This is a genomic window from Variovorax sp. PMC12, from assembly GCF_003019815.1.
Lineage (GTDB): Bacteria > Pseudomonadota > Gammaproteobacteria > Burkholderiales > Burkholderiaceae_C > Variovorax.
Window position 1 is genome coordinate 1221631 of the sequence record NZ_CP027773.1, and the last position, 19494, is coordinate 1241124.

The following is a 19494-nucleotide window of genomic DNA, read 5'->3' on the forward strand; positions in this document are numbered from 1 at the left end:
CGAGCCAGCGGACTGATTCGCGCGTGCGGATCGGCCCCGATAACCACTCGGTACTGACCGAGGAGGGTTTTGACGCTTAGTGCGCGTGCCGATGACGGGCGTCCGACACGTGCGCATGGGCATGCCGCAGCGGCTCGTGCAAATGGGTATGGCTGTGAGCGCCGGACGGCATGACCTCGTGGGTGTGGTGCGAGCAGCCCGCCCTGCACGGCGGGGAACGATGAATGGCGGGCGGTCTTTGGTGGCGAGGCGAATTCTCACGGCTTCGCTCCCCCATGAAATCGCATGGAATGGCCCTGACGAGGTCTTCTCCGACAGTACCAGCGTCGTTTTTCTGCAAAACTTGACAAGTTTTGCTTACAAATGCGACCGATGAACACTCCCTCCGCGATAGACCCCGAAGACTTCGACCGTCTGCTGAGCCGCAACCTCAAGCTCCCCCTGATCGGCGGCATCTTCGGCGCCGTGGTGTTCGTCGCGCTGATCCTGTTCCTGCTCAACACCATCGGCTGGGTCGAGCACACCGACCGCGTGACCCGTGCCGCCAGCGAGCTGCAGCGCCAGAGCATCGACATGGAGACCGGCATGCGCGGCTTCCTGATCACCGGTGACGAGACGTTCCTCGAGCCCTACCAGAGTGCCCTGCCCCGCATGAAGTCCGACACGGCCGCATTGCGCGAATTGGTGTCGGACAACCGCCAGCAGGTCGAGCGCATCGACCGCATCGCGTCCATCCAGGCCACCTGGACCGAATTCGCGCGCAGCCTGATCGCCGCGCGCCGCGCCGGAGAGGACGCCCAGGCCCAGGTGCGGCTGGGCCGCGGAAAGCGGCTGACCGACGACATGCGCGCCGAGTTCACCGCCTTCATCGACACCGAACAGGCGCTGCGCTTCCAGCGCAACAACGACGCCAACCGCACCGCGTGGTGGGTGATCTGCCTGTTCCTGCTGTTCACGCTGACGCTGACCGGGCTGGTGGCCTACTTCGGCCGACGGCAGCTGGTGCGGCTTTCCGACAGCTACGACGTGGTGCTGAAGGAGCAGTCGGCGCACGCCGAACGCCTGTCGCATGAGGCCTGGCTGCGCGGCGCGCAGACCGAACTGGTGGGCGAACTGGTGGGCGAGCTCAGCGCGCCGGACATGGGGCGCAAGGTCCTGGCTTTCTTCTCTCGCCACCTGGGCACGTCGGTCGGCGCCATGTATGTGCGCGAGCGGCATGGGCCGCTGCGTCGGGCCGCGAGCTACGGCTTCTCCAGCGCGGCCGAGGCCACGCCGCAGGTTTTCTCGCCGACCGAGAGCCTGGTGGGCCAGGCCGCGGCGGAGCGCCGCCGCATGGTGGTCGAGCCCGTGGATGCCGACTACCTGAAGGTCAACTCGGGCCTGGGCGAGATGACGCCCAAGGCCGTACTGCTGCTGCCGGTCGGCAGCGACGGCATGGTCAACGGCGTGGTCGAACTGGGCCTGCCGGCCCCGCTGGACGAGCGCGGCAGCCAGCTGCTGGACGTGGTGGCCGACGACATCGGCACCTCGCTGGCGGCGGCGCGATACCGCGAGCAGCTGCAGGACGTGCTGGCAGAGACCCAGCAGCTCAACGAGGAACTGCAGGTGCAGCAGGAAGAGCTGCGCACCGCCAACGAAGAACTCGAGGAGCAGTCGCGTGCGCTGCGTGCCTCCCAGGCCATGCTGGAGAACCAGCAGGCCGAGCTGGAACAGACCAACAGCCAGCTGTCGGAGCGCACCGAGGCGCTGGACCAGCGCAACACCGCGCTGCGCCGCGTGCAGCGCGACCTGGAGGACCGCGCCGACGAACTGCAGCGCGCGAGCCGCTACAAGTCGGAGTTCCTGGCGAACATGTCGCACGAGCTGCGCACGCCGCTGAACAGCGCGCTCATTCTGGCCAAGCTGCTGGGCGACAACCCGCAGGGCAACCTGACGCAGGAGCAGGTGAAGTTCGCGGAGTCGATCTATTCGTCGGGCAACGACCTGCTGGTGCTGATCAACGACATCCTCGACATCTCGAAGGTGGAGGCCGGCAAGCTCGAAGTGGTGCCCGAAGACGTGTCCCTGCGCCGGCTCGCCGAGAGCCTGGAAACCACCTTCCGCCCGCTGGCGAAGCAGAAGAACCTGAGCTTCCGCCTCGAGATCAAGCCCGATGCGCCAGCCTCGCTGGTGACCGACCGCCAGCGCGTGGAGCAGATCTTGAAGAACCTGCTGTCGAACGCGCTCAAGTTCACCGACCGCGGCGAGGTGGCGCTGGTGGTGTCTGCCGCGGCGGACGGCGGCGCCAGCTTTGCAGTTACCGACTCGGGCATCGGCATCGACCCTCAGCAGCACGAGCTGATCTTCGAGGCCTTCCGCCAGGCCGACGGCACCACCAGCCGGCGCTACGGCGGCACGGGGCTGGGCCTGTCGATCTCGCGCGACCTCACCCATCTGCTGGGCGGCACGCTCGCAGTGCAGAGCCAGCCGGGCCAGGGCAGCACCTTCGTGCTGCAGCTTCCGGCCAGGGCGCCCCAGGCACCGGGTAATGCACCGGGCAATGCATCGGCAGCGCCCTCGGCCGTCTACACGCCCAAGCCGGCGCACGCCCCGGTCGGCCTGGCACCGGCCGCGCCTGCCGTGCCGCTCCCGCCCCATCCGCCCTCCCCGGTGCCCGCGCCGCAGTTCGCGGACGACCGCTCGCTGCCGCGCGACCAGGTGCGCCGCGTGCTGGTGATCGAGGACGAACCGCAGTTCGCGCACATCCTCTACGACCTGGCGCACGAACTCGGCTACCGCTGCCTGGTGGCGCACGGCGCGGCCGACGGCTTCGAGCTGGCCACGCAATTCGTGCCCGACGCCATCCTGCTGGACATGCGCCTGCCCGACAGCACCGGCCTGGACCTGCTGCAACGCCTGAAGGACTCGCCGCACACCCGCCACATCCCGATCCACGTGGTCTCGGCCGCCGACAACGCGCAGGGTGCGGCGCTGCAGATGGGCGCCATCGGCTACGCGCTGAAGCCGACCACGCGCGACGAGCTGATGCGCGTGTTCGCGCGGCTGGAAGACAAGCTCACCCAGAAGGTCAAGGTGGTGCTGCTGGTGGAAGACGACGAGCTGCAGCGCGAGAGCGTGATGCGCCTGATCGAGGACGACGACATCGAGATCGTGGCCGTGGGCTCGGGCGAAGAAGCGCTGGAGCTGCTGCGCACCCGTGTCTTCGACTGCATGATCACCGACCTGCGGCTGCCCGACATGCAGGGCAGCGAGCTGCTCAAGGCCATGGCGGCGGAGGAGATCGTGTCGTTCCCGCCGGTCATCGTGTACACCGGGCGCAACCTCACGCGCGACGAGGAAACCGAGCTGCAGCGCTACTCGCGCTCGATCATCATCAAGGGCGCGCGCTCGCCCGAGCGCCTGCTCGACGAGGTGACACTGTTCCTGCACAAGGTGGAAGCCGAACTGTCGAGCGAGCGCCAGGGCATGCTCAAGACGGCGCGCGGACGCGACCGCATCTTCGAGGGCCGGACCATCCTGCTGGTGGACGACGACGTGCGCAACATCTTCGCGCTGACGAGCGCGCTCGAGCAGCGCGGCGCGGCCGTGGAAATCGGCCGCAACGGCCGCGAGGCGCTGGAAAAACTCGACCAGGTGAGCGAGATCGACCTGGTGCTGATGGACGTGATGATGCCGGAGATGGACGGCCTGGAAGCCACGCGCCGCATGCGCGCCGACCCGCGCTTCGAGAAGATGCCGGTCATCGCCATCACCGCCAAGGCCATGAAGGACGACCGCGAGCAGTGCCTGGCCGCGGGCGCCAACGACTACCTCGCCAAGCCCGTGGACCTGGAACGGTTGTTCTCGCTGCTGCGGGTGTGGATGCCGAAAATGGAGCGCCTGTGACCACTTCACGCCCCGGTTCTCCCGCGACGCCGCTCACGGCGGTCGCGCCGCCGCTGCCGCCCCTGAGCGACACCGAGATCGAGCTGCGCCTGCTGATGGAGGCCATCTACCTCAAGTACAGCTACGACTTCCGCAACTACACCATGGCCTCGCAGAAGCGCCGCGTGCTGCATGCGCTGGAGCAGCTCGGGCTGCCGAGCATCTCGGCGCTGCAGGACCGCGTGCTGCGCGACCCGGTGCTGTTCGGCCGGCTGCTGCAGTTCCTGACCATCCCGGTGAGCGAGATGTTCCGCGACCCGGCGTACTTCCTGGCGCTGCGCCAGCACGTGGTGCCGATCCTGCACACCTACCCCTCGGTCAAGGTCTGGGTGGCGGGCTGCAGCACCGGCGAGGAAGTGTTCTCGCTCGCCATCCTGCTGCGCGAGGAAGGCCTGCTCGAGCGCACGCAGATCTACGCCACCGACATCAACCCGGCCTCGCTGGAGAAGGCGCGCCAGGGCATTTTTCCGCTGGAGGCGATCCGCGGCTACACCACCAACTACCAGCGCGCAGGCGGGCGCAGCGCGTTCTCCGACTATTACACCGCCGCTTACGAGGCCGCGCGCTTCGACCCCTCGCTGTGCGCCGACGTGATCTTCGCCGACCACAGCCTGGCGACCGACAGCGTGTTCGCGGAAACGCAGCTGGTGTCGTGCCGCAACGTGCTCATCTATTTCAACCGTGAGTTGCAGGACCGGGCGCTGGGGCTGTTCCACGAGTCGCTGTCGCACCGCGGATTCCTGGGCCTGGGCTCGAAGGAAAGCATCGACTTCTCGGGCTATTCGGAGCGCTTCGAAACGCACGCGCGCGCCGAGCGCATCTACCGCAAGGCCTCATGAAAAGGCGGCTTCGCTCGACCAACAAGCGCGTGGAGGCCGTGGTGCTGGGCGCCTCCGCGGGCGGCATCGACGCGCTCAACACCCTGCTGCAGGGCCTGCCCGCCAGCTGGCACCTCCCGATGACGGTGGTGCTGCACCTGCCCGAGGAACACGAAAGCCATCTGGCGGAGATCTTCGCGCAGCGGCTGCCCATTCCGGTGCGCGAGGCGGCCGACAAGATGCCGCTCGCGGCGGGCAGCCTGTACTTCGCGCCGCCGGGCTATCACCTGTCGATCGAGCGCGAGCGCGCCTTCTCGCTGAGCTGCGAGCCGCCCGTGCTGTTCTCGCGGCCGTCCATCGACGTGCTCATGACATCCGCGGCCGATGCCTACGGCCCCGCCCTCGCCGGCTTCCTGCTGACCGGCGCCAACTACGACGGTGCCGAGGGGCTGCACCGCATCCATCTGGCCGGCGGACTGACCGCCGTACAGGACCCGACAGAAGCTCAGATCCCGACCATGCCCCAAGCCGCCATCGCGCGCCACGCCCCCGACTACGTGCTCCCATTGCGCGAATTGCGAGCCCTGCTTCTGCAACTGGAGTCGGCCCATGAACATTGACATCGAGAGCAAGCTGCTGATCGTCGATGACCTGCCGGAGAACCTGCTGGCACTGGAAGCGCTCATCCGCGCGCCGGGGCGCGTGGTGTACCGCGCGGCCTCGGCCGAAGCGGCGCTGGCGCTGCTGCTGGAACACGAATTCGCTCTGGCCATCGTCGACGTGCAGATGCCCGGCATGAACGGTTTCGAGCTGGCCGAGCTGATGCGCGGGACCGAGCGCACCCGGCACATTCCCATCATCTTCGTGAGCGCCGCGGGGCGCGAGCTGAACTACGCTTTCCAGGGCTACGAAAGCGGCGCGGTCGACTTCCTGCACAAGCCGCTGGACCCGCACGCGGTGGTCAGCAAGGTCAACGTGTTCGTCGACCTGCACCGCCACCGCAAGGCGCTGCGCCACGAGATGGACCAGCTCGCGGCCGCCCACCACAAGCAGGAAGAGCTGGTGCAGCAGTTGCAGCACACCCAGCGCGAGCTGGAGCGCGCGGTGCGCATGCGCGACGACTTCATGTCGATGGTGTCGCACGAGCTGCGCACGCCGCTGAACACGCTCTACCTCGAGGCCCAGCTGCGCCAGCTGCATCTGTCGAAGGGCAACCTCGCCAACTTCGCGCCCGACAGGCTGCCGGCGATGATCGAGCGCGACCAGCGGCAGATCCGCAACATGGTGCGGCTGATCGACGACATGCTCGACGTGACGCGCATGCGGCGCGATGCCCTTTCCATCCAGACCAAGCCGGTGGACCTGAGCGCGCTCTCCCGCGCGGTGGTCGAGAACCTGCGCCAGCAGGCCGAGGCCGCCGGCTCGGTCATCACGCTGCACGCACCGCCCGAACTGCGCGGCGTGTGGGACGAATTCCGCATCGAACAGGTGCTGACCAACCTGCTGACGAACGCGCTGCGCTACGGCGGCGGCAAGCCGGTGGAGATGACCGTGAGTCTCGAAGGCGACAGCGCCCGGGTGGCGGTGCGCGACCAGGGCATCGGCATCGCGCCGGAGGACCACGCCCGCATCTTCGAGCAGTTCGAACGCACCGACGACAGCCGCCGGCATGCGGCGGGGCTGGGCCTGGGGCTGTACATCACGCGCAAGATCGTGTGCCTGCATGCCGGGCGCATCGGCGTGGAGAGCGCACCCGGCGAGGGCTCGACCTTCGTGGTCGAACTGCCGCTGCAGATCCCCGACGCCGCCAGCGCCGCCCCGCAACCGACGTAGGCATGCTCCTACCCCCACGCGCGCGGGCGCCCGCGATACTGATGACCTTGAAAACCCGGAAAGAAACAAAGCTGTGAATGTGCTGATCGTCGACGACAACGAAGCCGCGGCCGACCTGTTGCAGGAACTGCTGACATTGCAGGACCACACGGCGCGCTGCACCTACACAGCCCGACAGGCGCTCGACGCGGCCGCCGCCGAGAGCTTCGATGCCGCGCTGATCGACCTCACGCTGCCCGACTTCCCCGGCACCGAGGTGGCGCGCCAGTTGCGTGCCAATGCGGCCGCCGGCGCGCCGAAGCTGCTGGTGGCGATCTCGGGTTTCTCGGCCAACGACAGCGGCGGCCAGTCGGCCAAGGGCCTGTTCGACCACCACCTGCAAAAGCCGATCGACATCGACAAGCTGGACCGGATCTTGGCGCAGCCGCCCGGCTGAGCACCGTTCAGCGCCGCTTGCCGCGCCTCGTGTAGCTGCGCATGGCCTCGTAGCGATACAGGCGGAAGCCCTCCTTCTGCAAGAAGCTGACCGGCTCCCAGCCGCGGGCCAGCGCGCTGTCGGTGATCTGCGCCATCTGCACGCCGAGGTAGTCCTGCAGGTTGTCGGCCACCGCGAGTTCGAACTTCTCGAGTTCGCCGTCGAGCGCTTCCACCGCCGCAATGGCGGCATCGACGCTGGTGAAGGGGTGCAGCGGCATCGACGTCGAATCGATGGTGCGCACGCGCGGCGGTTGCGGCGGGCTGGGAAGCTCCGGCGCGAAGCTGATGGTGGCCCCGCCTTCCATTCCGATGAGTCCGGTCATTTCATGAATCCGATGTCGCGCGGATAGGCGATGCCGCTCGGCGCCGTCAGGCCGAAGTTCCTGAGGTTGGGCAGGATGGCGTTCAGGTCCGCATCCGGCACGCCGAACCAGCGCGCCAGCGTGGCGGCGTACTGGTCCACCGAGGTGGTCGGCAGCAAACGGCCCTGGCCGACGTGCCACTGGTCTTCGTCGGCGGAGCTGTTGCCCACGCTCACCGGCGGCGGCGTGCCGTACAGGGCCTTGCCTTTCACGGCGCCGCCCATCACGAAATGGTGGCTGCCCCAGCCGTGGTCGGAACCGTTGCCGTTGCTCGACAGCGTGCGGCCGAAGTCCGAGGCGGTGAAGGCCGTCACGTTCTCCGACAGGCTCCATGCATCCATCTGCGCCTGGAACGCGGCCATGGCGCCGGAAAGCCGCTCCATCAGCGGGCCCTGCTTGGTGTCGATGTCGTCGTGCAGGTCGAAGCCGCCCATCGACACGAAGAACACCTGGCGCTTCACGCCCAGGGCCGTGCGCCCGCGTATCAGGCGCGCGACCATCTTGAGCTGGTCCGCCAGGTTGGTGTTCGGAAAGCCTGCCAGGTCGTTCATCTGGATGGCGCCGGTGATCTTGCCTTCGGCGTCGGTGGCGCGTTTCGTGACCTTGTTGTATTCGTTCTCCAGCGTATGGCCGCGCGCCTGCTGCGCGATCTGCTGCATGGCCGCCTTGACCGCCGTGGACCCGTAGACGCTGCCGCTGGCACTGCTCACGCTGGCGATGCGCACCGCACCGCCCGTGCCGACCTGGTATTGCTGTGCCTCGTCGCCCGACAGGAACACGGTGTTGCCCGACACCGAGATGCAGGTGAACAGCGACCCCGTCGCGTTCTGCGAAAGCGCGAGGTCGCCGATGTTGCCGCCCCATCCGATGGTGGAGCCTTCGGGGGACGACGACTGCCACACCGACTGCTGGTCGTTGTGCGAGAACAGCTTGGGCGGGATCGGGAAGTCCTTGCGGTTGCCGCTGTTGAACTGCGCGCGCGTGAGCGGCTTGATGAGCGGTCCGACGTTGAGCTGCACCGCCATCCGGCCCTGGTCGAACAGCGTGGCCAGGCCGCTCATCTTCGGGTTCAGCGCGTACTTGCGGCCACCGGAAAGCGGGGTCGTCGGCTTGAGCTCGGTGAGCGCGAGCGCAGCGTCCGAAGGCAGTGCGATGGCGCCGCGAATGCTGCTGTACCTGGCGTAGCTGGCGTCGTCGTAGGCGACGAGGGTGTTGGCGTAGTCGTTGCCGCCGAACAGGAAGATGCAGACCAGTGCCTTGTAGTCATCGCCGGGCGCGCCCTGGGCGGCGGCCTCGCCCATCGCCGCGAGATTGATCGCGAACGGCATCGCGGTGCCGGCCATCGCGAGGTGGCCCGCGCGGCGCAGGAAGGCGCGGCGCGTGTGCTCGGCTGGATTGATCAGGTACATGTGCGGATCGCTCCCGTGTGCTTCATTTCTGGACGAGGTATTCGGGCGAGCCCATCACCAGCAGTACGCCGGCGCAGATGAGGTTGAGCCGCGCGGCGTCGGTGCCGGGGTTCACGAGCGGTGCCTTGGAGAGCGCATCGGTGATGAGCGCTACCGTGCCGGCCGACAGCTGGTTGCCTGCGAGCAGCAGGTTGAGCCGGCGCACCAGCGCGGCGGGGTCGGCGCTCAGCGCCTTCTCGGCCGCGTAGCTGGCCGTCACGTCCTTGCCGTCGAAGCCGTTGAGCAGCTTGTCCTGCATGAAGTTGAGGTAGCCGCCAACGCTGGTCTCGTTGACGAGCTGGAACTCGGGCGCGACCATCTTGTTGCTGGCGATGGCCGTTGCCGGTGGCACGTAGCCCGGCCGGAAGAAGTTGAACACCGAGGGCGAACGCAGCGGGCTCTGGCCCAGGGACCGGCTCGGGTCGGAGGTGTTGTCGATCTTCCAGGTGTCCTTGGACGAGCCGATGCCGAAGGTGCGGCCCCATTGCACGAGCCGCAGCATGGGCTCGCGCAGGCGGCCGAAGTTGGGGTTGGCCAGGCCCGCGGGTTCACGCGCCTCGTCGTCCAGCAGCACGGCGGCAAACACGCTCTTCATGTCGCCGCGCACGCCCGCGCCGTTGTTCGCGAAGGTGTCGGCCACGCGCTTGACGTAGGCCGGGCTGGGGTTGCTCGTCACCAGCCGCTGGATCAACTGCCTGCCGATGAAGGGGGCGACGTTCGGGTGGTTGAAGAGCGTGTCGAGCGCGGTCTTCAGCGCCGCCGGGCCGGGGGTGCCGGCGGGCACCGTGGCGCCGAGGAATCGGGCCTCCAGCATCGAGTGCTTCGCGGATGTGAAGGCCATCGCACGCGTGGTCCAGGCATTGGTCTCGATGACACCGCCGCCCGGCGTGGTGAAGCTGTTGCGCTCGGCGGGCTTGATGTCGAGGTCGTAGCCGGTGAAGACGCGCGCGAGGTTCGACACGTCGTCCTGCACGTAGGTCTCGATCGGCTGGCCGTCGGCGCCGGTCTTGAGCGTGCCGTCGCCGTTGAGCTGGTACAGGCCGATGGTCATGAGCTGCATGACCTCGCGCGCGTAGTTCTCGTCGGGCTGGCTGCCGGACGCGTCTTCCTTGCGGTTGTCGCGCGTGTTCAGGTAGAAGCCCATCGCGGGGTTCAGCGTGACGTCTTCCAGCAACTGGCGGAAGTTGCCGGTGACGCCTGCGACCAGCACGTCCCAGTACTGGGCCATCATGTGGACGGGCCAGCTGGAGCCGATCTCGTTGGCCGAGACCACGAAGATCTCGCTGAGCGCCAATGCCATTCGCTTGCGAACCGGGTCCGGGGAGACCATCAGCTCGCGCCAGATCATCGGTTCGATGTCGACGCTGCCGTAGGGCTTGCCATTGGTCCAGTCCCACGCGGTGGGCGCGCGTGCCGCGCCGAAGCGCTCGCTGAGCCAGGGCAGATAGCCCTTGGCGCGCACATCGGCAATTTCCGCATCGGAGGCCGAGAACTGCGCCTGCAGAAGGAAGCGCGCCGCTTCTTCGTCGGTCTTGGCCTGGGGGTAGTGATAGAGGCCGGTGTCCGCCGCCGCCTCAGGAGCGGCACCTGGCGCCCCGCCGCCGATACCGACGAACGGGAGGCTGCTTCCGCCACCACCGCCGCCCCCTCCTCCGCCGCACGCAGCCAGCGCCGCCGAAATGGAAAACCCGGCCAGCGCTTTCAGGGGACGTTCCGCGCCGCCGGGCCGTTCTTCTTCGGTTCCTCTTGCCGCCGCCTCCTGGGGCATGGGTGCCTCGACCCGAGCCACCTCGATCTGTTCCACCATGGTCCTCGCTCCTTCGGCATTTCCGTGCCGTTGGAGCGCTCAAGGCAAGCGGCATGCCTTGCGGAATTCGGGGGTACGGCCGTGCAGGCGCATGGCAGCAAAACCCAAGAATGTGACTTTTTGTGACTTTTTCGTCACCTGCAGAAACAAAAATGGCATGCCAGAAGGCATGCCATGGGTTCGGGAGTAAGGAAAGCCGTCAGTCGCGTTCTTCGTAGTATTCGCCGTTCGGCGGACGGTACGGATAGCCCGGCCCGTAGTAGACGCGGCCCGCCGGCGGCACGTAGACCGGGGCCGGACGGTAGTACACGGGCGGCGGAGGACGGTAATAGACCGGCGGCGGCGGTGCGTAGTAGATGGGGGCCGGATACGAATAGACCGGTGCCGGCGGGTAGTAGGCAGGCGCCGCCGGATAGGTCTCCACATAGCCCGGCGTTCCGATCTGTACCGACCAGCTCGTGCGCGCACTGGCGGAAACCACGGCGAGCAGCGCGGCGGCCGCGATGGCGCCGAAGGCGGCCCATTTGAAAACGGAAGAATGATTTTTGGTGTTCATTGCGGCTCCAGAGCCAGAAAGGACCGGGGCGGACAGCGCCCGGGTCCATACGCAACGCATCTTGCACGCGCGCGGTGCACCCGGCGCGCCGACAGATGGTTGCCAAACGTCACCGACGCGCGATTTCCCGGCGCGTCAGCATCACGTCGCCGCCAGTCGTGTTGAAGGAAATGGTCGGGGCGCTGAAGTCGCTCAGCGGCGCGCCAAGGCCGATTTCCCCGCTGCCGTGCAACAGGCATTCCTCGCGCCGCAGGGCGATTTCGGTGCTGGGGCCGCCATTGCCGTGAAAACGCACCCAGGTGCCGTAGGTGCTGACGTCGATCAGCACGCAACTGCCCTGGCGCACCTCGATGCGCGCATGCAGCCGCGACACGCGTGGGTCGTTCACCACGAACTGCGCGTCGTCCACACGGCCGAGATGGATCGGCAACTGCTCCAGGCTGAACATGGAGCGCACGTCGAGCCAGGCCAGCTCGATCTGGCCGAACGATGAATCGGGCATGCGCGCAGGCGCCAGTGCAGCGGGCACGGTCAGGAAAGAGGTCACTTCCTCCTGCCAGTCGATGCGGTGCACGACCGACATCTCGCTGCGCCCGCGAATGTTGATGAGCCCGAGGTCGCGGTGCTGCACGCCGCCATCGCGCAGCTGCGAGATCACGGCATCGGTCACCCAGATCTGGCCGGGGCCGGCAAGGTCGCTGAGCCGCGACGCCAGGTTGACGGCGTCGCCATAGCAATCGCCCTCGACCTCGACCACATCGCCGCTGGCAACGCCGATCTGCAGGGCCATGCGCAACGGCGCGGGCCAGACCAGCAGGCGCTTCTGGTGATAGCGCTGCAATTCGATGACCGCGTTCGTGGCGGCCGAGCCGCTGGAGAAGATGGCAAACACGCCGTCTCCCAGCGACTTGACGACCCGCCCGCCATGGGCCTGGCAGACATTGCCGATCCATTGGGTAAGTCGCGTCACGGTTTCGGTGGCTCTTGCATTGCCCATGGCCTCGAAGACCCTGGTGCTCCCCGTCAAGTCCGCGAATACGACTGTGGAATTGACACCCATATTGTTGTGGTTCTCGAATTGCGATCTCTGGTTAATGATGGTCGGCGCCCCTCATGTTCCTCCGCAAGCAGTTTTCCCTGGCACGCGCCTGGTCAAGGAAACGATCTGCACAACTTCGATGTCGACGGAGTTGTATACGCGGGTAACAGGACGACGGATTCACAAATTGATCACAACCAGATGTACTACTTTAGAAAACAAAATTTAATCGCTGTTTGAAATCGTAGGCAAAGCGTGTTGTTTCAAGACAAGAAACACTGTTCCGGATCTTGTGCAACCGAGAACTGAGGCTTAAGGTAGCGACCGTTCTGGCTTTCGGCAATACGCTTTTCGTCCCATGCTTTTCCGCCGCATTCTTCGTCTGCTGAACGTACCCGGCTTCGGGTCCCGCCAGGTGGCGGAGAACCAATTGGGGCGCATCCGTACCGCGATGCTGTCGATTCTCCAGGGCCACGGCGGTCACTCCATACAGCGAGTCAGCCAGCGCGTTCGCTTCGCCGTCGATGTCGAAGCCCTCTGGTATCTGCGCCAGGACGTGATGATCGCGCTGAGCGCCATCGACGGCGAAACCGCCGCACGCCGCCAGATGAAAGCCATCAACAGCATGTTCAAGGGCGGCCTGCCCGGCTCGATGGCTCCCCGCACGCACCAGCGCTTCACCGACAACGGCTGAAGCCGCGCGGCGGCCTCCCCGGCCGGCCGCTTCAGTGGGCGTGATGATGGTGGTCGTGCCCGTGATGGCCTTCATTGCCGGACGGGTGCCGATGGCCCCAGACCAGAAAGACATCGCGCCCTTCCGCCGCCATCGACACCTTGGCCCCCACGGGCAGCAGCACCTTCGTGGGCACGTGCCCGAACGGCAGGCCCGAAAGCACCGGAACCTTCAGCGACGCGCGCAGCCGGTCGATCACCGTGTTCATGCCGAAGCCGCGGTCGTAGCCCGGCACCTTGCGCGTGCCGGTGAATTGACCGAACACGACGGCACGCTGGCGCGCCAGCACGCCGGCCATCTTCAACTGGTCGAGCATGCGTTCCACACGGTACGGATGCTCGTTGGTGTCCTCGATGAACAACACGCCCTTTTCCACCACCGGGAAGTACGGCGTGCCGAGCAGGCTGGCCAGCACGCAGAGGTTGCCGCCCCACAGCACCGCGTCCTGCACGGGCTTGAACTTCAAGTCCACATCGCGAGCCGGCATGCGCCAGCCGGTGCCTTCGCCCTGCCCGCTCACGAGGTCGTCGAAGCAGGCTTCCATGATGTCGTCGGGGCCGCCTTCGGCACCGAAGTCTTCGCCGACCGCCGGGCCCGACCAGGTGGTGGCGCCGGTCTTTGCGAACAACGCGTTCTGCAGCGCGGTGAAGTCGCTGCAGCCCACGAACTCGGTGCCTTTCTCGACAGCCTTTGCCAGGGCCTTGTACGGCAGCGAATCGAGGATTCGGGTCAGGCCGTAGCCGCCGCGCGAGATGAGCGCCACGTCGGCGCCGCTGGCCGCCGCGCGCGAGATCGCGGCGAGCCGCGTGACGTCGTCGCCGGCAAAACGCTGGTGCACAGAGAGTGCCGCCTCGTCGATTTCGACTTCGTGGCCCAGCGCCTTGAGGCGCTTCACGCCGCGCCGGAAAGCCGCCTTGTCGCGGATCGCGCTGGAGGGGGAATAGATGTAGATGTGTTTGGTCACGAGTTCGAGTATCCCATTGCGTTTCGCACCTGCTGCACGAAGGTGCGAGCCTGCGCGACAGTCGGCCCGGAGGAAGATGCGACCGGGCCCAGCGCGCGCAACGCGGCCTCGTAGCCCCGGTCGGGAAAAGGCGCGCGCCAGGCGTCCTTGATGCGCTCATGGCCCTCGGGTGCGACGAGCAAGGCGGCAAAGCGCCCGGGCGCCGCCGCGTGCAGCAGCGAAGCAAGTTCGCTCGCCGCCGCACTGTGCACGAGCACCGGCGCCGAAGCGGACTGCACCCGCGCCAGCCACTCGAGCAGCACGTCGCGGTGCCATTCGAGCTGGTGCGCCGCCTCGCGCTTGGGCTTGTCGCTCTTGCCGAAGCCGATGAGGTCGGGCACCAGGGTGCGCAACCCGGGCTGGCCGACGAGGTGCCGGAAAAAGTAGCCCCACTCGCCGGGGCCGTGCAGGCAGAGGCAGCATGCGACCTCGCCTTCGCCACCCTCGCCGCGCTCATCGATCCAATGCATGCGCCAGCCACGCTGGGCAGGCAGGTCCTGGACGTAGTGCGGCGCAAAGGCGTAGTCGGGCAGCGCTGCGAAGCGGTCCGCCGGCGTGCGCAGTGCGTCGTCGCGCAAGGGCTCGGCCTGCTCGCGCGCCGCGCTGCGACGCTGCTGGAAGAAAGCCTGGAGCACGGCTGCGCATTCGTCGGCAAGCACTCCGCCGCTCACCTGCGTGCGATGGTTCAGGCGCGGCTGCGCGAACAGGTTGAGCACCGAACCGGCCGCGCCGGTCTTGGGGTCGGTCGCTCCGAACACCACGCGCGCCAGCCGCGAATGCAGCATCGCGCCCGCGCACATCGCGCAGGGCTCGAGCGTGACGAACAGCTCGCAGCCATCGAGCCGGTAGTTGCCGAGCGCAGCGGCGCCGGCGCGCAGCGCGTTGATCTCCGCATGCGCGCTCGGGTCGTGCTGCGCGACCGGTGTGTTGCGGCCCGTCGCGATCAGCTGGCCATTGCGCACCAGCACCGCGCCGACGGGCACCTCGCCCGCTTCGGCTGCCAGGCGTGCCTGGGCCAGGGCGAGCGCCATCCAGTGCGCGTCGTCCGTCGGTGGTGGAAGCGAGGTCGATTCAGTTGTCATCCGGCATTGGGCGCGGCTTGCTCGCCGCTTCGAGAGCGTCCTTGACCTGCTGCTGCACGCGCTGCGACTGCTCGCGCACATTGCCCGCCGGCTCGCCGGCCGGGGCCGCGGCAACACCGGGCACCGAAGGCACCACTGGAACCACGCTGCTGGCCATCTGCTTCTTCGCGACCAGCCCGACGACCAGCAGCGCCAGCAACAAGCCGATCAACCCGAGTCCGCGCATGTCAGCGGCCCTCCGCCACGGGCGCTTCCGAAGCCAGGCCCAGGCGGTCCATCCAGGTGGCCAGGGCCTGTTCGTCCGGCGTGCCGGCGCTGTACATCGCGTGCATGGCGGCGTGCGATTCACGGCGATGCTGGTTGAGCTTGACCTTGCATTGAAGCGACGTCACGCGCAGCTCGAAACCGACGATGCCGGCGAGCATCTTGAGCTGGAACTCCTCGCCCAGGTCGCGCCACTGCTGCGCATACGCCGGCTCATGGTCGCCGATGAGCTTCTTGAGCAGCGTGTCCTTGGCGGCCGCGTCTTCGATGAGCGTGGCCTCGACCGTGCAGTGCACGCTCAGGTAGTTCCAGGTGGGCACGCGCGCCAGGTCGGGATACACCGACGGCGAAAGGTACGCATGCGTCCCGAGGAAGGTGGCGACGGCCGTGGGCCGTGCCTGCAGATAGCGCCAGTGCGGGTTGGGCTTGGCGCAATGGCCCAGCAGCACCAGTTCGCCGGCCCCTCGCGGCTCGGCCACCAGCGGCAGGTGCGTGACGAACGGCAGGCCGTCGTCGTCGTTGGAGATCAGGCTCGCGAACGGATGCGAGCGCATCAGGTCCAGCGCGATGGCCGGGTCCTTGGCATTGAACTGCGGAGGCATGTACATGGGGCGGGTTCCTCGTGGCGAGGCCCGATTGTCCCCGAGCCGCCTATCTCGTGCGTGCGCTCTCCAGCAGCTTGACCATCGCGGTGTAGCCCCGCGCCTTTGCAAGCTGCAGCGGCGTGTTGCCCTGCCGGTCGGCGAGCGCCAGGTTGGCGCCGCCGTCGATCAGCGCGGCCAGCGTGCGCTGGTGGCGCGGACCGCCGTCGCCGAGCACGATCGATTCGATCACCGCCGTCCAGTGCAGGTTGTTGACATGGTCCAGCGGAGCCCCGGCCGCGATCAGCCGGCGCACGACTTCGTCATGCCCCAGGTGCGCGGCGGCGATCAGCGCCGTGCCGTCGTAGCGGCTCGTGACCTGCCCGGCCTTGGCGCCGAGCGACAGCAGCAGCGAAAGCGTGGCGCTGTCGTCGGCCACCGCGGCGATGGTGACTGCGTCGTAGCGGTCGTCCTCGAGCAGATCGAGATTCGCGCCCGCCTTGGCCAGCAGCTTGATCGCCTCGCGCTGCCGCGCATGCGTGGCGACCTGCAGCGGCGTGCGCCCGCGTGTGTCGCGGGCATCGAGATTCGCGCCCGAGGCGATCAGCGCCTTGAGCTTCGGCAGGTCGCCCTGCCAGGCGGCCTGGTGCAGCCCGTCGTACGCCAGCACCTCGGCCGCCAGCGGCGGCACCTGGGCGAGCGCGCCCAACGGCACGCACAGCCCGAGCGCGACCGCCAGCACGCCCGACCGGAGACCGCGCGCCGCCATCATCAGAGCAGGCCCTTGACCTTCTCGATGGCCGCGTTGGCGCATTGCTCGTCGAGGTGGCCGCCGGGCGCGCCGCCCACGCCCACGGCGCCGATCACTTCGTTGCCCGACTTCACCGGCACGCCGCCGCCCAGCAGCAGCATGCCCGGCAGGTACACCAGGTTGGCGCCGCCGGGGTTCTTCTGCGAACCTTCCATCATGGCCTGCGTCGGGCTCTTGGCCGAGGCCGAAGTCCAGGCCTTGCGCTCGCTCGATGCCAGCGTGTGCGGGCCGGCGTTGTCGGCGCGCTGCACGGCACGCACGGTGCCTGCGCGGTCGACCACGGTGGCGGCGACGTTGTAGCCGTTGGCGGCGCAGGCGGCCACGGCTTCGGCCGCGAGCTGGTTGGCCAGCGCGAGCGACATGTTCTTTTCGGTGCGAACGGCCGGTGCCGGCGTCTGGGCCTGGGCGACCGAAGCAGCGAGCAGGACGGCGAGGCTGCCGAGGCGAAGGATGGATTGCATTGTTCGTTTTCTCCAGTGGATGGTGTTTGCGCCGGCCCTTGCCGACGGCTGCGCCACTGTAGAAAACACCGGCCTGCGCGGCCATTCGTACGGCTACGCGCGGTGCTCCGTAGAACTACGGAGCGCCGCCGTCGACCAGCAGCGCGTAGCGGCGGATCAACTGCGCGAGCGAATCGCAGTCGAGCTTGGCGAACAGGTTGGCGCGATGCGTCTCGACCGTGCGCGGCGACAGCGCGAGCGTGCGCGCGATCTCCTTGTTGGTGAGCCCCTGCACGATGAAGGCCAGCACCTCGCGCTCGCGCTCCGACAGCTGCGCCGCCCGTTCACGCGCGGCGTTGTCGGCCTGCGAGCGCTCGCGCGAACGCACATGCTGGCGCACCGCCTGCTGCAGTGCCTCGAGCAATTGCTCGTCGTCCACCGGCTTCTCGAGGAACTCGGCCGCGCCGGCCTTGAAGGCACGCCGGCACATCTCCACCGTGCCGTGGCCGGTCAGCATGATGACGGGCTGGTCCACGCCCTGCGCCATCAGCCGGTCGAGCACCGTGAGCCCGCTGATGCCCGGCATGCGCACGTCGAGCACGATGGCGCCGACGCTCGCGCGGTCGAAGCCGTCGATGAAAGCCGCCGGGTCGGCCCAGCCCTGCACGCGCAGGCCGACCGTGCCGATCAGCAGCGACAGGCCGTCGCGCACCGCCTCGTCGTCGTCGATCAGGTGGATCAGCGGCGACTGCGGCTGGTGGATTGCCGGCGCGTTCATGGCGCGCGCTCCGCAGGCGGCGCGACCAGCGGCAGCAACAGCGTGAAGCGCGCGCCGCGCGGCGACGCATTGGCCGCGCTCAGGCTGCCGCCCATGCCGCTGGCCAGCGTTTCGCTCAGGCTCAGGCCGAGGCCCAGCCCGCCTTCGCGCGTGCTGAAAAAGGGCTCGAAAAGGCGCGGCAAGGCATCGGGCGCGATGCCCCGGCCGTTGTCGGTGACGGTCAGCACGCCCTCCTCGCCGTTGCGCCCCACCGCGATGGCCAGGCGCCGGTCGCCGGCGGGCACCAGCTCGAGCGCCTGCAATGCGTTCATCAGCAGGTTGTGCACGATCTGCTCCAGCGCCACGGCTTCGGCCTGCACCCGCACCGGCGCCTGCGCCGTGGGGTCGAACTGCGCGACGATGCCGCGCCGGCTGAACTCCGGCGCGAGCAGGTGCATGGCACTGCGCACCACCTCCTGCAGCACCAGCGGCCTGGCGTCTCCCGCAGCCTCGGGCCGCTCGATCACCCGCCGCAGGCGCCCCACGACGCCCGCCGCGCGGCGCGCCTGCTCGACCGCCTGGCCCATCGCGTCGCGTGCGGTGGCCAGGTCCGGCGGCTCGTCGTCCAGCAGGCGGCGCGCGGCCTGCGCGTTGGCCAGCACCGCCGTCAGCGGCTGGTTGAGTTCATGCGCCAGCCCGGCCGACAGCTCGCCCAGCGCATTGAGCCGCGCGACCTGCCCGAGCCGCAGCAGCTCTTCGGCCCGGCGCCGCGCGATGCGCTGGCGCTGCGCCATCCACAGTCCGGCCAGCAGCAGCGCCGTCGCGACGGCCCAGGCGCCGATGCCGCGCCACGGGAGCTCGCCCCAGCCCACCTGCCGCTCGGCCACGAGGTCGAAGGGCTGGCTCGGCGACGCCAGCGGCTTGGTCAGGCCGAAGCGCCAGCCGCCCGCGGTGGGCCGGCCGGGCTGCAGCACCAGTTGCTGGCCGTCACGCTGCAGGCTCAGCCGCACCGGGCTGACCTGCGGGTTCATGGGCCAGTCGCGCCAGGGCACCGAGCCGGCCAGGTCGATGTCGAGCGCGTAGCTGAACGGCGTGGCGCCCATCACCAGCACATAGCGGCCGTGCGCCAGGTCCAGCGATGCGAGGTCGGCGCGATGCTGGCTGCGCGAGCGGGCCTCGGCGGCGGCCAGCGCGGCGGGCGTGGCGCTCGCCGCCGGACCGGCGTCCGGCCAGGGCTCGTCGCGCTCGCGGCGATGCACCCGCAGGATCGACGAATACACCGACGGCAGGCGCTGCTCTGGATGGTCGGCACCGGTGCTGGGCTCCAGCAGCGCCAGCGTGGCCAGCACGGCGTCGTACTGCACCATCTGCTGGCTCATGAGCCGGTGCGCGATGCGCACGTCGGTCTCGAAGTCCTGGTGCATCTGCGCCAGTTCTGCGCGCGCGATCCAGACGGCGCCAGCCACGGTGAGCACCACCCATGCCAGCCACCATCCACCTTGCGCACGCAACCACTGTTTCATGGCGCGGATTGTGCCCGGCGCCGCAGGCCGCCCCCG

The 19494-nt window shown here is 68.3% G+C and carries 19 protein-coding genes; 6 read left to right on the forward strand and 13 right to left on the reverse strand.

Annotation, left to right across the window (positions count from 1 at the left end):
* Positions 1-372: 372 nt before the first annotated feature.
* The 5 genes from C4F17_RS05570 to C4F17_RS05590 all read left to right on the forward strand — a co-directional run bounded on the left by C4F17_RS05570 (position 373) and on the right by C4F17_RS05590 (position 7011).
* Entirely contained in the window at positions 373-3885 is a 3513-nt protein-coding gene (locus tag C4F17_RS05570) for a response regulator (protein ID WP_106934573.1), read from the forward strand.
* Positions 3882-4763: a CheR family methyltransferase gene (locus tag C4F17_RS05575; RefSeq protein ID WP_409195452.1), complete on the forward strand. Its 882-nt coding sequence runs from the start codon at positions 3882-3884 to the stop codon at positions 4761-4763. The genes C4F17_RS05570 and C4F17_RS05575 overlap by 4 nt, the downstream gene beginning before the upstream one ends.
* The gene (locus tag C4F17_RS05580; protein ID WP_106934574.1) at positions 4760-5362 is read left to right on the forward strand and encodes a chemotaxis protein CheB; all 603 of its coding nucleotides are present in this window, start codon (positions 4760-4762) and stop codon (positions 5360-5362) included. Before C4F17_RS05575 ends, C4F17_RS05580 begins: the two co-directional genes overlap by 4 nt.
* A complete protein-coding gene (locus C4F17_RS05585) occupies positions 5352-6575 on the forward strand; it encodes a hybrid sensor histidine kinase/response regulator (RefSeq protein ID WP_106934575.1) in 1224 nt (407 codons plus the stop codon). Before C4F17_RS05580 ends, C4F17_RS05585 begins: the two co-directional genes overlap by 11 nt.
* A 73-nt stretch (positions 6576-6648) precedes the next feature.
* Positions 6649-7011, forward strand: coding sequence for a response regulator (locus tag C4F17_RS05590; protein WP_081270594.1), 363 nt, complete (start codon positions 6649-6651; stop codon positions 7009-7011).
* Positions 7012-7018: 7 nt separating this feature from the next.
* Here the strand turns inward: C4F17_RS05590 and C4F17_RS05595 are convergent, their stop codons facing one another.
* From C4F17_RS05595 to C4F17_RS05615, 5 genes are all read right to left on the reverse strand, one after another.
* Positions 7019-7375 (reverse strand): hypothetical protein, encoded by a 357-nt coding sequence (locus C4F17_RS05595; protein ID WP_106934576.1) that lies wholly within the window; start codon positions 7373-7375, stop codon positions 7019-7021.
* Entirely contained in the window at positions 7372-8823 is a 1452-nt protein-coding gene (locus C4F17_RS05600; protein WP_106934577.1) for a DUF1501 domain-containing protein, read from the reverse strand. The genes C4F17_RS05595 and C4F17_RS05600 overlap by 4 nt, the downstream gene beginning before the upstream one ends.
* A 22-nt stretch (positions 8824-8845) precedes the next feature.
* Complete coding sequence (locus tag C4F17_RS05605) at positions 8846-10669, reverse strand: DUF1800 domain-containing protein (protein WP_106934578.1); 1824 nt, start codon at positions 10667-10669, stop codon at positions 8846-8848.
* A gap of 199 nt (positions 10670-10868) precedes the next feature.
* On the reverse strand, positions 10869-11225 hold the full coding sequence (locus tag C4F17_RS05610; protein ID WP_106934579.1) for a hypothetical protein: 357 nt from the start codon (positions 11223-11225) through the stop codon (positions 10869-10871).
* A gap of 109 nt (positions 11226-11334) precedes the next feature.
* Positions 11335-12285 carry an adenylate/guanylate cyclase domain-containing protein gene (locus tag C4F17_RS05615; RefSeq protein ID WP_081270589.1) on the reverse strand — a complete coding sequence of 317 codons (951 nt, stop codon included), beginning with the start codon at positions 12283-12285 and terminating at the stop codon, positions 11335-11337.
* Between the two features lie 337 nt (positions 12286-12622).
* Between C4F17_RS05615 and C4F17_RS05620 the strand changes: the two genes are divergently transcribed.
* A complete protein-coding gene (locus C4F17_RS05620; RefSeq protein ID WP_081270588.1) occupies positions 12623-12958 on the forward strand; it encodes a hypothetical protein in 336 nt (111 codons plus the stop codon).
* A 31-nt stretch (positions 12959-12989) separates the two neighbouring features.
* On the opposite strand, the gene C4F17_RS05625 is transcribed toward C4F17_RS05620, so the two are convergent.
* From C4F17_RS05625 to C4F17_RS05660, 8 genes are all read right to left on the reverse strand, one after another.
* Entirely contained in the window at positions 12990-13961 is a 972-nt protein-coding gene (locus C4F17_RS05625; RefSeq protein ID WP_081270587.1) for an LD-carboxypeptidase, read from the reverse strand.
* A complete protein-coding gene (gene tadA / locus C4F17_RS05630) occupies positions 13958-15082 on the reverse strand; it encodes a tRNA adenosine(34) deaminase TadA (protein WP_106934580.1) in 1125 nt (374 codons plus the stop codon). Before tadA ends, C4F17_RS05625 begins: the two co-directional genes overlap by 4 nt.
* Entirely contained in the window at positions 15072-15308 is a 237-nt protein-coding gene (locus C4F17_RS05635) for a hypothetical protein (RefSeq protein WP_081270585.1), read from the reverse strand. The genes tadA and C4F17_RS05635 overlap by 11 nt, the downstream gene beginning before the upstream one ends.
* Before the next feature lies 1 nt (position 15309).
* Positions 15310-15954, reverse strand: coding sequence for an FMN-binding negative transcriptional regulator (locus C4F17_RS05640; protein ID WP_106934581.1), 645 nt, complete (start codon positions 15952-15954; stop codon positions 15310-15312).
* A 43-nt stretch (positions 15955-15997) separates the two neighbouring features.
* Positions 15998-16696 (reverse strand): ankyrin repeat domain-containing protein, encoded by a 699-nt coding sequence (locus C4F17_RS05645; protein WP_106937448.1) that lies wholly within the window; start codon positions 16694-16696, stop codon positions 15998-16000.
* A 2-nt stretch (positions 16697-16698) separates the two neighbouring features.
* A complete protein-coding gene (locus C4F17_RS05650; protein WP_106934582.1) occupies positions 16699-17199 on the reverse strand; it encodes a GlcG/HbpS family heme-binding protein in 501 nt (166 codons plus the stop codon).
* Positions 17200-17314: 115 nt separating this feature from the next.
* Entirely contained in the window at positions 17315-17956 is a 642-nt protein-coding gene (locus C4F17_RS05655) for a response regulator transcription factor (protein ID WP_106934583.1), read from the reverse strand.
* Positions 17953-19458 (reverse strand): sensor histidine kinase, encoded by a 1506-nt coding sequence (locus tag C4F17_RS05660; RefSeq protein WP_106934584.1) that lies wholly within the window; start codon positions 19456-19458, stop codon positions 17953-17955. The genes C4F17_RS05655 and C4F17_RS05660 overlap by 4 nt, the downstream gene beginning before the upstream one ends.
* Between the last annotated feature and the right edge of the window lie 36 nt (positions 19459-19494).

What these genes read in the sequence shown, in the direction of transcription:
- C4F17_RS05570 (WP_106934573.1), top strand. Translation starts at nt 373, where the DNA reads ATGAACACTCCCTCCGCGATAGACCCCGAAGACTTCGACCGTCTGCTG.
- C4F17_RS05580 (WP_106934574.1), top strand. Translation starts at nt 4,760, where the DNA reads ATGAAAAGGCGGCTTCGCTCGACCAACAAGCGCGTGGAGGCCGTGGTG.
- C4F17_RS05585 (WP_106934575.1), top strand. Translation starts at nt 5,352, where the DNA reads ATGAACATTGACATCGAGAGCAAGCTGCTGATCGTCGATGACCTGCCG.
- C4F17_RS05595 (WP_106934576.1), bottom strand. Translation starts at nt 7,375, where the DNA reads ATGACCGGACTCATCGGAATGGAAGGCGGGGCCACCATCAGCTTCGCG.
- C4F17_RS05600 (WP_106934577.1), bottom strand. Translation starts at nt 8,823, where the DNA reads ATGTACCTGATCAATCCAGCCGAGCACACGCGCCGCGCCTTCCTGCGC.
- C4F17_RS05605 (WP_106934578.1), bottom strand. Translation starts at nt 10,669, where the DNA reads ATGGTGGAACAGATCGAGGTGGCTCGGGTCGAGGCACCCATGCCCCAG.
- C4F17_RS05610 (WP_106934579.1), bottom strand. Translation starts at nt 11,225, where the DNA reads ATGAACACCAAAAATCATTCTTCCGTTTTCAAATGGGCCGCCTTCGGC.
- C4F17_RS05615 (WP_081270589.1), bottom strand. Translation starts at nt 12,285, where the DNA reads ATGGGTGTCAATTCCACAGTCGTATTCGCGGACTTGACGGGGAGCACC.
- C4F17_RS05620 (WP_081270588.1), top strand. Translation starts at nt 12,623, where the DNA reads ATGCTTTTCCGCCGCATTCTTCGTCTGCTGAACGTACCCGGCTTCGGG.
- tadA (WP_106934580.1), bottom strand. Translation starts at nt 15,082, where the DNA reads ATGACAACTGAATCGACCTCGCTTCCACCACCGACGGACGACGCGCAC.
- C4F17_RS05635 (WP_081270585.1), bottom strand. Translation starts at nt 15,308, where the DNA reads ATGCGCGGACTCGGGTTGATCGGCTTGTTGCTGGCGCTGCTGGTCGTC.
- C4F17_RS05640 (WP_106934581.1), bottom strand. Translation starts at nt 15,954, where the DNA reads ATGTACATGCCTCCGCAGTTCAATGCCAAGGACCCGGCCATCGCGCTG.
- C4F17_RS05645 (WP_106937448.1), bottom strand. Translation starts at nt 16,696, where the DNA reads ATGGCGGCGCGCGGTCTCCGGTCGGGCGTGCTGGCGGTCGCGCTCGGG.
- C4F17_RS05650 (WP_106934582.1), bottom strand. Translation starts at nt 17,199, where the DNA reads ATGCAATCCATCCTTCGCCTCGGCAGCCTCGCCGTCCTGCTCGCTGCT.
- C4F17_RS05655 (WP_106934583.1), bottom strand. Translation starts at nt 17,956, where the DNA reads ATGAACGCGCCGGCAATCCACCAGCCGCAGTCGCCGCTGATCCACCTG.
- C4F17_RS05660 (WP_106934584.1), bottom strand. Translation starts at nt 19,458, where the DNA reads ATGAAACAGTGGTTGCGTGCGCAAGGTGGATGGTGGCTGGCATGGGTG.